Genomic DNA, 10,715 nt, shown 5'->3' on the forward strand with positions numbered 1-10,715 from the left:
GCACGCCGGGCGCGCAGCGCCTCTCTCACTAAACACAATCTGAACGGACTTCTGCAACATGGCTCATTCCTGGTTTGCCTCCCGCCTGCGCGCACTCGGCAGCGTGGCCGCGCTGTCGCTCACCGCACTCGCGACGATGCCGTCGGCGGCCCATGCGGCATCGATCACGCTGTACAACGCGCAGCACGAGCAGGTCGTCAATCTGCTCGCGAAGGACTTCGAAAAGCAGTCGGGCATCTCGGTGAAAATCCGCAACGGCGAAGGCCCGGCGCTCGCCGCGCAGATCGTCGCGGAAGGCGCGGCCTCGCCCGCCGACGTGTACTTCACCGAGAACTCGCCGGAGCTGATGCTGCTGGAGGAAAAGGGTCTGCTCGCGAACGTCGACGCAGCGACGCTCGGCGCGGTGCCGGCGCGCTTCAATTCGCCGAGCGGCGTATGGGTCGCCGTGACCGCGCGCGAGAGCGTGCTCGCATACAACACGGCGAAGCTGCAACCGTCGCAACTGCCGCAATCGGTGTTCGACCTCGCGAAGCCTGAATGGAAAGGCAAGGTCGGCATCGCGCCGAGCGACGCCGACTTCCTGCCGCTCGTGAGCGCGGTGCTGGCACTGAAGGGCGAAGAGCAGACGCTCGCATGGCTGAAGGGCCTGAAAGCCAACTCGCAGATCTTCGACGACGACGAAGGCCTGGTCGCCGCGGTCAATCGCGGCGCGGTCGCGACTGGTCTGATCAACAACTACTACTGGTCGCGTCTGCATGCGGAAATCGGCGATGCGAAAACCCGCAGCGCGATCTACCACTTCAGCCACGGCGACGCCGGCGCGCTCGTCAACGTCTCGGGCGCGGGCGTGCTGAAGTCCGCGCACAACCCGGACGGCGCACAGAAGTTTCTCGCGTACCTGGTCAGCGAACGCGCGCAGCAGTTGATGGCCAATAGCCACGTGATGTTCGAGTACCCGCTGCATGCGGGTGTCGCGCCTGACCCGGTCCTCAAACCGTTTGCCGAACTGACTCCGCCCACGCTGACGATCCAGCAGCTCGGCGACGATAGCCAGGCGGGCAAACTGCTGCGTCGGGCAGGCCTGCTGTAAATGAGCGAAGCCCTGTCAGCCGGTCCACCGGCTGTACCCCCTGGCCCGGCGCGTGCACGCACGCGCGCGCCGCGCGGCCTGCTTGCGGCGGCGGCACTCAGCGCTTTGCTGGTGCTGCTGCCGATTGCGTTTACGTTCTGGCGCGCGGCGAGCTTCGGCATCGGCGACGCGCTCGATCTGATCTGGCGGCCGCTCGTCGGCGAGCTGCTCGTCAATACGGTGTTGATCGCCGTCACCACTACTCTCGTTTGCGCGGTGATCGGCACGGCCGCCGCATGGTTCGTCGAGCGCACGCATCTGCCGGGGCGGCGCGCGTGGGCCGTGCTGTGCGCCGCGCCGCTCGCGATGCCGGCTTTCATTTCGAGCTACGCGTGGGTGTCGTTGAGCGAGGACTTGCAGGATTTCAACGGCGCGCTGCTCGTCTTGACCTGCGCGTATTTTCCGCTCGTCTATCTGCCGGTCGCCGCCGCGCTGCGCGGCATGGACCCGGCACTCGAGGAAAGCGCCCGCGCGCTCGGCTGCAACCGCTGGACCAGCTTCGTGCGCGTCGTGCTGCCGCAACTGCGGCCGGCGCTGCTCGGCGGCATGCTGCTGGTCGCGCTCGGCGTGCTGTCGGAGTTCGGCGCGTTCACGCTGCTGCGTTTTCATACCTTCACCACGCAGATCTACGCGGAATTCCGCACCAGCTTCGACGCCGGCGGCGCATCGCTGCTCGCGTGTCTGCTGATCGTGATCTGCCTCGTCGTGCTTGCATTCGAGTTTCGCGTGCGCGGCGCGGCGCGCTACGAGCGCGTCGATCGCGGCACGCGCCGCGCGGTGTTGCGCTACGAGCTCGGTGGGTGGCGCTGGCTCGTCGTCGCAGGCTTTGCGCTGCTGACGCTCGCGACGCTCGGCGTGCCGCTCGGCATGATCGGCTTCTGGCTCACGCAGCCGGGCGCGGCCGCGGTGACGCCCGCCGATGTCTCGCCCGAATTGCTGTGGAACGCGACGATGTCTTCGCTCGGTTTCGGCCTCGCCGCCGCCGTGCTGACCACGTTGCTCGTGGTGCCGCTCGCATTTCTGCTGGTGCGTTACCCGACCCGTTTCGCGACGCTGTTCGAGCGCACCGTTTTTCTCGCGCAAGGCGTGCCGGGGCTCGTGATTGCGCTCGCGATCGTGTCGCTCGCGGTGCATGCGCTGCGGCCGCTTTATCAAAGCGCTACGCTGCTGATCGTCGCCTATGCGATTCTGTTCATGCCGGTCGCGCTGGTCAGCGTGCGCGCGGCGTTCGTGCAGGCGCAGCCGCGCCTCGAGGAAACCGCGCGCGCGCTCGGCCTGAACTGGACGCAGACGCTCGTGCGCGTCGTGCTCCCGCTCGCGGGCCCCGGGCTCGGCGCGGCCGCCGCGATGGTGTTCATCTCGGTCGTCACCGAGCTGAACGCGACGCTACTGCTGTCGCCGCTCGACACACAAACGCTCGCGACCCAGGTGTGGGCCGATACGTCGACGATGGCGTTCGCCGCCGCCGCGCCGTATGCGGCGCTGCTGACCGGCATCTCGCTGTGCGCGTCGGGGCTGCTGTTCGCGCTGCTCGGCCGCTCGGCGCTGCTCGGCGAGCGCGGCTGACCCGACACGCGTCGGCTTTTTCATCGCTGCTTTTTGTTCGACCTTCTTCGGGATTCCATGAGCGAACTTCGTATCCGCGGACTGCAGAAATCGTTCGACGGTCATCCCGTGCTGCACGGCATCGATCTTTCGGTCGAGCCCGGCACGCTGCTCGCGTTGCTGGGGCCCTCGGGCAGCGGCAAGACCACGCTGCTGCGGCTCTTGTGCGGCTTCGAGCGCGCGGACGGCGGCAGTGTCGAGATCGACGGCCGACGTGTCGTCGGCGACAACCTGCACGTGCCGTCGGAACAACGCCGCATCGGCTATGTGCCGCAGGAAGGCGCGCTGTTTCCGCATCTGTCGGTCGCGGACAACATCGTGTTCGGCCTGTCGCGCACGCAGCGTCGCGCGCGCCATCGGGTGGCCGAGTTGCTGGAGCTGGTGGGCCTGCCCGCGCATTTCGGCGAACGCGCGCCGCAGCAGTTGTCGGGCGGTCAGCAGCAGCGTGTTGCGCTCGCCCGCGCACTCGCACCCGCGCCGACGCTGGTCATGCTCGACGAGCCGTTCTCGTCGCTCGACGCCGCGTTGCGCGTCGAGACGCGCCTGGCGGTCGCGAATGCGCTGGCCGCGGCTGGCGCGACTGCCGTGCTGGTCACGCACGATCAGTCCGAGGCGTTGTCGCTCGGGCATGAGGTCGCGGTGCTGTGGAACGGAAGGCTGATCCAGACCGCGACGCCCGAAGCGCTGTACCGCCGTCCGGTGACGCGCGAGCTTGCGTCGTTCATCGGCGAGGCGGTGTTGTTGCCGGGCGTCGCGCATCAGGATCGCGCGAGCTGCGAGCTCGGCGAACTAGCACTGGCCGCGCCCGTCGGCAACGGCGCGGTCGACGTGATGCTGCGTCCCGAGCAGATCCGTCTGCTGCGCGCCGACGAAACCGCGCGCACGGGTGCCGCGCACGATGCGCTTGTCACCGATGTGATCTTCCAGGGGCAGGACGCGAGCGTCGCGCTGCAATTGCAGTCCGCCACGCGGACGATGGTGCGCGCACGCGTGCCCGGTTATCTGTGCCCGCGTCCGGGCGAGCGCGTGCGGCTAGCGGTCGAGGGTGAAGTGACCGCCTATACGCGGGCTTGAAGGGCGACCAGGGTTGGCAAGCTCGGCTACCGCAACGACAGATCCTGCACCATCTGCTGCGCCAGATAATCGCAGGTCGGCCGATCCGATTTCGCGCTGCGTGCGACGACAATTTCGAGCGGCGCGATTTTCGGCAGGCCTTGCGCGTCGCCGAGAATCGCGAGCCGCGGCGGCACGCTGCAACGCGTCAGCGCGATCACCGACAAACCGGCATCGACGGTCGCGACGAGTCCCATCAGGCTCGCGCTGCTGAACGCCGCGCGATAGCGGATGCGCGCGCCATCCAGCGCGGCGAGCGTATGCTGACGCGCGACGCAGCCAGGCTCGTACAACCCCACCGGCAACGGCGACGCCTTCAACACCGGCGTATCGACCGACGCCCCGACCCACACCATCGGCTCGCTGCGCACGAATTCGCCGCGCAGCTTGCGGTCGCGCGTGACGAATGCGAGGTCGATCTTGTTGTCGGCGAGCATCGGCGCAAGCGCCGTGCTCTGCGCGCAGACGATCTCGATCTCGACGCGCGGGTACAGCGTCGCGAAACGCCGCAACACCGGCGACAGCAGCGACGACACATAGTCGTCCGGCGCGCCGAGCACTACGCGCCCGGTCACCTCGGGCCGCACGATCGCCGACCACGCCTCCTCCTGCAACGCAAGCGCCCGCCGCGCGTATTCGAGCAGCGTGTTGCCGGGCCGTGTCAGTGACAGGTTGCGCGTGTTGCGGGCGAACAGCGTCGTGCCGAGCATCGTTTCGAGCCGCTTGATCTGCATGCTGACCGCCGCCTGCGAGCGATGCACGCTCGCCGCCGCCTTCGTGAAGCTGCCCGCCTCCACGACCGCGACGAAGCTGCGCAACAGATCGACGTCGAATTCAGGGTTCACGATTTATCAACCGGGCTTATGGAATTGCTCAATTTAATTCGTTTGTGATAAGCCCGCAAGCAGCGCAATACTCGCAGGCATGATCTAACGGAGTCGTTGCGCATGTCCCTCACCTCACGTCAACAAGGCGCGATCACGCTGGCGAGCGGCGGGCTGCTGATGGGCACGATCGGCGTTTTCGTCGAGGAGGCGCGGCTCGATGCGCTGACGCTCGTGTTCTTCCGCTGCCTGTTCGGCTTTCTGTCGCTCGCCGCCTATTGCGCGTGGAAGGGCTTTTTCACGCGCGCGCAGTTCACGCGCCGCACGCTCGCGCTCGCGCTGATTTCCGGCGTGCTGATGGTTACGCAATGGGTCGGCTTTTTCGACGCGATTCATCGCACCAGCATCGCGGTCGCGACCGTCGTGTTTCATGTGCAGCCGTTCTGGGTCGTGCTGATCGGTGCGGCGCTCTTTAACGAACGGCTCGGCGCGGACCGGCTCGGCTGGATCGCGACGGCGTTCGTCGGGCTCGTGCTCGCGTCGGGCGTCATCGCGGCCGGCAATCTGCAGGGCCACACCAGCTACCTGATCGGCTTGAGCGAAGCGCTGCTCGGCTCGCTGCTGTACGCGAGCGTCACGCTGATCGCGAAAAGCCTCGGCGACATGCGCCCGCATCTGCTGACGCTCATGCAATGCGCGGTCGGCGTGATCTGCCTGCCGCTGATCGCGCCGTTCATCGCGCCTTTGACGCTCACACATATCGGGCCGATGCAGTGGTTCTGGCTGATTGGCATGGGCGCGCTGCACACGGGATTGTCGTACGTGCTGATTTACGGCGCGCTGCCGAAGCTCAGCACGCCGGTGATCGCGGTGCTGCTGTTCGTTTATCCGCTGACCGCGATCGTCGTGGATGCGCTCGTGTATGGCCGGGCGCTGTCGCTGGCGCAACTGGCCGGCATGGCGCTGATCGTCGCCGCGAGTCTCGGCGTCAATCTCGGCTGGCCGTTGCTCACGCTGCTGCATCCGGCCGGGCGGGCGCGCAGTCACGCGCGCAGTCACGCGAAATAACGCGCGCCGCCCGCCTGGTGCTCACTGCGGCAGCGTCTCGCCCTTCGTCTCCGGCGCGAACGAAATCACGAACAGGCCGAGCACGAAGGCCAGCGCGGTCAACGCGACCGGCACACCGAGCGTCTGCATATGCAGCACCGCCGCGCCGAGCAGAAAGTTGACGCCCGCGCCGACGAAGCGTCCAAACGACGTGCAGAACGCAAACGCGGTCGCGCGTACGCGGGTTTCGAACTGCTCGGGCAGCCACAGGCTGAACAACGCGAAGTTGCCGCCGAAAAAGCCCAGCACGAACAGCCACGCGATGAACGGCGCGAGCCCGTTCGGCAGATAGAACGCCCAGCCGAAGCTCGCCGCGATCGACACCGCCATCCCCGCGAAGTACACCGCCAACGTCATCTTGCGGCCGATGCGCTCGGCCATCGGCGGCAGCGCGAGACAGCCGAGGATCGTGCCGATCGATAGCAAGCCAGTCGCGAGCGACGCCGTGCGAATCGAATCGCCCTTCGACATGCCGGCGCGCGCCGCGAGCTGGATCACCGCCGACGGCTCGTAGACCGCACCCGCCCACAGTCCGATGATCGCGATGGTGAGCAGAATGCACGCGACCCATGTGCGACGCCGGTAAGCCGGCCCCATGATCTCGCGCAGCGGCTTCACGCGCACTGTCTTGGCGTCGGCCTTCTGCCACTTCTCCGGCTCCTTCACGCGCAGCAGAATCAGAATCGCGACGACGACCGGCACCGCGCCTGTCAGGAACATCGCGCGCCAGCCGAAATGCACGCCGATCGTGTAATTGAGCGCGGCCGCGAGAAAGAAGCCCGCGTAGTAGCCGGTCTGCAGATAACCGGCGCCCATCTTGCGGCGATCCTCGGGCCACGCCTCGGCCACGTAGGTGCCCGCAAGCGCCCATTCCCCACCGATGCCGACGCCCGCGATGAAGCGATAAATACCGAGCTGCCACACATTGGTCGAGGTCGCGGCAAGCCCGGTGAAAATTGCGAACGTGAAGATCGTCGCGGCGAGCACCTTGGTGCGGCCGAAGCGATCGGCGAGCGGTCCCCAAATGAACGACAGCCCCCAACCGACCAGGAACAGCGCAAACAGGATCGATCCCGCAAGGCCGACATTCGACGGCGTGGCCGCGAAGCCCGAACGCGGCAGCAATTCGGTTAGCGCTGGCGTGAGCACCAGCGCGTAAATGAACGAGTCCATGCCGTCGAGCGTCCAGCCGGCCCACGCGCCCCAAAACCCTGCGATCTGCGAACGATTGAGCGGTGTGCGCTGACGCGCGACCGCTCGTCGGTCGGTCACTGTATTCATCTTGCTCCTCCAGCCTACGATGGTTGAACGTAACGAAAAACGACGGGCGCGCTTGGGGTTGGATCGACGACGTTGATTGATCGGCGATGTCCTCGTACAACTGATTCAGAGGACGGCGCGGGGAAATTGCCGGGATTGTGGGTGAAGACCCGTCCGGGTTTGCCCGCGCTGAAATACGCGTCTTTTTATATATAATATTTGATACTATGACCGACGCAACTGAAGGTTTTCCCCTGGACGCGCCCGTGCCCGGCTCGTTTCTTCCGGCCGCGGCACCCCGCGAAAGCACCTCGCACATGATTGCGGAGGCGCTGCGCGCGGCGATCGTCGACGGCACGCTCGCGCCCGGCGCACCATTGCGCCAGGACGCGATCGCCCGGCATTTCTCCGTCAGCGCGATTCCCGTGCGCGAGGCGCTGCGCCAGCTGGAAAGCGAGGGCTGGGCGCGCGCGGCGGTCCATAAAGGCGCGACCGTCGCGCCGCTGTCCGCCAACGAAGCGCGCGAGATCTACGAGATCCGCTCGGCGCTCGAAAGTCTCGCGCTCGGCCTCGCGATTCCGAATCACACCGCGGCGACGCTGCGCGAAGCCGCGCAGTTGTGCAGCGCCGCCGAGCGCGAAGAGGACCCGTCGCTATACGTGAAGCGCAATGCCGCGTTCCATATGTGTCTCTACGCGCCCGCCGGCCGGCCGCAGTTGCAGGACATGATCGGCTTGCTGCACCGGCGCGGCGAACGCTATCTGCGGTTGAAGTTCGGCTTGCCGTCGTACAAGGGCGAGTCCGACAGTGAGCACGCCGCGCTACTCGAAGCCATCGAGCGCCGCGATATCCCGACCGCGCAGTCGCTGGTGGTCGCGCATCTGCTCGGCACCGGCGAGCTTCTGCATCGTTTCCTGACCGAGCGCGCGCGCGAAGAAGCGCTGGCGCATCAACCGAAGCCGCGCGGCCGACGCCCGCGCGTCCACACCGGGAGCTGACTGAACCGATGAATGAGCCGATGACCGAGCCGATGAACCACCCCGCCGAAGCCGCCGCATCGCGGTCCACTGCCCGCTCGTGGACGACCCGACGCGACGAGAAGAACCGCCGCCTCGCGGCCATCGCGCCGTGGCTCGAAGACGGCGTGCTGCCCACGCACCGCATAATCGATGCGCTCGAAACGCTGATCCAGCCCGGCGAGCGCGTCGCGCTCGAAGGCGACAACCAGAAACAGGCCGACTTCCTGTCGCGCTCGCTCGCGAAGGTCGATCCGCAAAAGCTGCACGACGTGCATCTGCTGATTTCGAGCATCAGTCGTCCTGAACACTTGACGCTGTTCGAGCGCGGCATCGCGCACAAGGTCGATTTCTCGTTCGCGGGGCCGCAGAGTCTGCGCGTCGCGCAACTGCTCGAAGACGGCCAGCTGGAAATCGGCGCGATTTATACGTATGTCGAGCTGTACGCGCGCATGTTCGTCGACCTGACGCCGCACGTCGCGCTGCTGTGCGCGGACAAGGCCGACCGTCACGGCAATCTGTACACCGGCCCGAACACCGAGGATACGCCGACCATCGCCGAAGCCGCCGCGTTCCGTCACGGCATCGTGATCGTGCAGGTCAACGAGATCGTCGATGAGTTGCCGCGCGTCGACATTCCGGGTTCGTGGGTCGACGTGGTCGTGCAGGCGGACCGGCCGTTCGCGGTCGAGCCGCTGTTCACGCGCGATCCCCGTCATATCGGCGACTTGCAGGTGCTGACCGCGATGATGGTGATACGCGGGATCTACGAGCCGTATGGCGTCACGTCGCTCAATCACGGCATCGGCTTCGATACCGCCGCGATCGAACTGCTGCTGCCCACCTACGGCGAAGCGCTCGGCCTCAAAGGCAAGATCTGCCGCAACTGGACGCTCAACCCGCACCCTACGATGATCCCCGCGATCGAATCGGGCTGGGTCGACAGCATCCATTGCTTCGGCAGCGAGGTCGGTATGGAGGCGTATATCGAGGCGCGCCCCGATGTGTTCTTCACCGGCAACGACGGCAGCCTGCGCTCGAACCGCGTGCTGTGTCAGTTGGCCGGCCAATACGGCGTCGATCTGTTCATCGGTTCGACGCTGCAGATCGACGCGGACGCGAATTCGTCGACGGTCACGCGCGGACGGCTCGCCGGTTTCGGCGGAGCGCCGAACATGGGCCACGATCCGCGCGGCCGGCGTCATGCGAGCGAGGCGTGGCTGAAGCTGTTGAAGGGCGACGGCGCGGTGTCGCGCGGTCAGAAGCTCGTCGTGCAACTCGCGGAAACGTACAAGAAAGGCGGCGAGCCGACCTTCGTCGATGAACTCGACGCGATCGCCGTCGGCGCGAAAAACGGCATGCCGATCGCGCCGGTGATGATCTACGGCGACGACGTGAGCCATGTGGTCACCGAGGAAGGCATCGCGCATCTGCACAAGGCCGAAGGCATCGACGAGCGGCGCGCGGCGATCGCGGCGGTGGCCGGTGTCACGCCGATCGGCCTGCGCGCGAAGCCCGAGAAAACCGCCGAGTTGCGCCGGCGCGGCATCGTCGCGTATCCGGAAGATCTCAGCATCCGGCGCGGCGAAGCGAAGCGTTCGCTGCTCGCGGCGCGCAGCATCGACGATCTGGTCACGTGGTCGGGCGGACTGTACGCGCCGCCCGCGCGCTTCAGGAGCTGGTGACGATGGCGTCCGCTGCTGCTGTTCTCGAACGGTTGGACGCGCTATTTGCTCCAGTCCTGCGCAATGATGCGCGCGACACTTCACCGATCGCGCCGTTTTCCGACGCGCAACTCGCGCGCGACGCGATCACCGCGCTGATCGACGAGGCCGAGCTCACGCCGAAGCCCGCGCTCGTCGACCAGCGCGGCAGCGGCGCGCATCGCGACCTCGATCTGACGATCATGCGGCGCTCCGCGCACGCGCTCGAACCGACGTTCGCGGCGCTCGCGCGCACCGCGCGCCGTCGCGGCGAACCGTCGGCGCTGCTGCGCGCCGAACTCGCGCAGATCGGCCGCGCGGGCGAACAGGACATGATGCAGGCGACCGGCGGTTGCAACGCGCATCGCGGCGCGATCTGGATCATCGGCTTGCTCGTTGCGGGCGTCGCGCTCGAAACGTCTTCGAGCGCCTCGATGCGTACGCACGGACCTGGCGCGCCGAACCCTCTGGATACCTCGCGCGTGTGCACTTTGGCCGCGCAGATCGCCTGCTTCCCGGACCGCTTCGCCGCTTCGTCCGATAGCCACGGCGAACGCGCGCGTCGACGCTATCAGGTCGGCGGCGCGCGGCGCGAAGCGCAGGACGGCTTCCCGCACGCGCTCGACGTCGGCCTGCCCGCATTGCACGCGGCGCGCGCACGCGGCATCGACGAAAACACCGCGCGCATCGACGCCTTGCTCGCGATCATGAGCACGCTCGACGACACCTGCCTGCTGCATCGCGCGGGCCTCGCCGGCTTGCATGCGGGGCAGCGCGGCGCACGACGCGTGCTCGACGCGGGCGGCAGTTCGACAGCCGCGGGCCGCGTCGCGCTCGACGCGCTCGAACGCGAACTGCTGGCGCTGAACGCATCGCCTGGCGGCGCGGCCGATCTGCTCGCCGCCACCCTCTTTCTCGACATGCTGGCGCATCGCGACGCCAGCCGGAGCTGAGCCTC

The 10,715-nt window shown here is 67.2% G+C and carries 9 protein-coding genes; 7 read left to right on the plus strand and 2 right to left on the minus strand.

The window, feature by feature from the left end; all coding sequences use genetic code 11:
* Positions 1–58 precede the first annotated feature (58 nt).
* The 3 genes from AB4Y34_RS26750 to AB4Y34_RS26760 are packed head-to-tail and all read left to right on the plus strand — an operon-like array spanning position 59 to position 3,808.
* Entirely contained in the window at positions 59–1,090 is a 1,032-nt protein-coding gene (locus AB4Y34_RS26750) for an iron ABC transporter substrate-binding protein (protein ID WP_368717717.1), read from the plus strand.
* Positions 1,091–2,695 (plus strand): ABC transporter permease, encoded by a 1,605-nt coding sequence (locus tag AB4Y34_RS26755; RefSeq protein WP_368717718.1) that lies wholly within the window; start codon positions 1,091–1,093, stop codon positions 2,693–2,695.
* A 57-nt stretch (positions 2,696–2,752) separates the two neighbouring features.
* Positions 2,753–3,808 carry an ABC transporter ATP-binding protein gene (locus AB4Y34_RS26760; RefSeq protein WP_176382753.1) on the plus strand — a complete coding sequence of 352 codons (1,056 nt, stop codon included), beginning with the start codon at positions 2,753–2,755 and terminating at the stop codon, positions 3,806–3,808.
* A gap of 26 nt (positions 3,809–3,834) precedes the next feature.
* On the opposite strand, the gene AB4Y34_RS26765 is transcribed toward AB4Y34_RS26760, so the two are convergent.
* The gene (locus AB4Y34_RS26765) at positions 3,835–4,692 is read right to left on the minus strand and encodes a LysR family transcriptional regulator (protein WP_176368242.1); all 858 of its coding nucleotides are present in this window, start codon (positions 4,690–4,692) and stop codon (positions 3,835–3,837) included.
* Between the two features lie 102 nt (positions 4,693–4,794).
* On the opposite strand from AB4Y34_RS26765, the gene AB4Y34_RS26770 reads away from it, so the two are divergent.
* Positions 4,795–5,739 (plus strand): DMT family transporter, encoded by a 945-nt coding sequence (locus tag AB4Y34_RS26770; protein ID WP_368717719.1) that lies wholly within the window; start codon positions 4,795–4,797, stop codon positions 5,737–5,739.
* A 21-nt stretch (positions 5,740–5,760) separates the two neighbouring features.
* On the opposite strand, the gene AB4Y34_RS26775 is transcribed toward AB4Y34_RS26770, so the two are convergent.
* Complete coding sequence (locus AB4Y34_RS26775; RefSeq protein ID WP_368717720.1) at positions 5,761–7,059, minus strand: MFS transporter; 1,299 nt, start codon at positions 7,057–7,059, stop codon at positions 5,761–5,763.
* A 206-nt stretch (positions 7,060–7,265) separates the two neighbouring features.
* On the opposite strand from AB4Y34_RS26775, the gene AB4Y34_RS26780 reads away from it, so the two are divergent.
* From AB4Y34_RS26780 to AB4Y34_RS26790, 3 genes are read left to right on the plus strand one after another with little or no spacing between them, the layout of a single operon-like run.
* Positions 7,266–8,036, plus strand: a complete 771-nt coding sequence (locus AB4Y34_RS26780) for a GntR family transcriptional regulator (protein WP_368717721.1) — start codon at positions 7,266–7,268, stop codon at positions 8,034–8,036.
* 32 nt (positions 8,037–8,068) lie between these two features.
* Positions 8,069–9,739 carry a malonate decarboxylase subunit alpha gene (gene mdcA, locus AB4Y34_RS26785; protein WP_176382839.1) on the plus strand — a complete coding sequence of 557 codons (1,671 nt, stop codon included), beginning with the start codon at positions 8,069–8,071 and terminating at the stop codon, positions 9,737–9,739.
* Positions 9,740–9,741: 2 nt separating this feature from the next.
* Entirely contained in the window at positions 9,742–10,710 is a 969-nt protein-coding gene (locus AB4Y34_RS26790; protein ID WP_368717722.1) for a triphosphoribosyl-dephospho-CoA synthase, read from the plus strand.
* Positions 10,711–10,715: the final 5 nt, after the last annotated feature.

The sequence above is a fragment of the Paraburkholderia sp. BR10954 genome (assembly GCF_040965775.1).
Taxonomy (GTDB): Bacteria; Pseudomonadota; Gammaproteobacteria; order Burkholderiales; family Burkholderiaceae; genus Paraburkholderia; species Paraburkholderia youngii.

Excerpts from the sequence above, each read along its gene's own strand:
- AB4Y34_RS26750 (WP_368717717.1), top strand. The coding sequence starts at position 59 with ATGGCTCATTCCTGGTTTGCCTCCCGCCTGCGCGCACTCGGCAGCGTG.
- AB4Y34_RS26755 (WP_368717718.1), top strand. The coding sequence starts at position 1,091 with ATGAGCGAAGCCCTGTCAGCCGGTCCACCGGCTGTACCCCCTGGCCCG.
- AB4Y34_RS26760 (WP_176382753.1), top strand. The coding sequence starts at position 2,753 with ATGAGCGAACTTCGTATCCGCGGACTGCAGAAATCGTTCGACGGTCAT.
- AB4Y34_RS26770 (WP_368717719.1), top strand. The coding sequence starts at position 4,795 with ATGTCCCTCACCTCACGTCAACAAGGCGCGATCACGCTGGCGAGCGGC.
- AB4Y34_RS26775 (WP_368717720.1), bottom strand. The coding sequence starts at position 7,059 with ATGAATACAGTGACCGACCGACGAGCGGTCGCGCGTCAGCGCACACCG.
- AB4Y34_RS26780 (WP_368717721.1), top strand. The coding sequence starts at position 7,266 with ATGACCGACGCAACTGAAGGTTTTCCCCTGGACGCGCCCGTGCCCGGC.
- mdcA (WP_176382839.1), top strand. The coding sequence starts at position 8,069 with ATGAACCACCCCGCCGAAGCCGCCGCATCGCGGTCCACTGCCCGCTCG.
- AB4Y34_RS26790 (WP_368717722.1), top strand. The coding sequence starts at position 9,742 with ATGGCGTCCGCTGCTGCTGTTCTCGAACGGTTGGACGCGCTATTTGCT.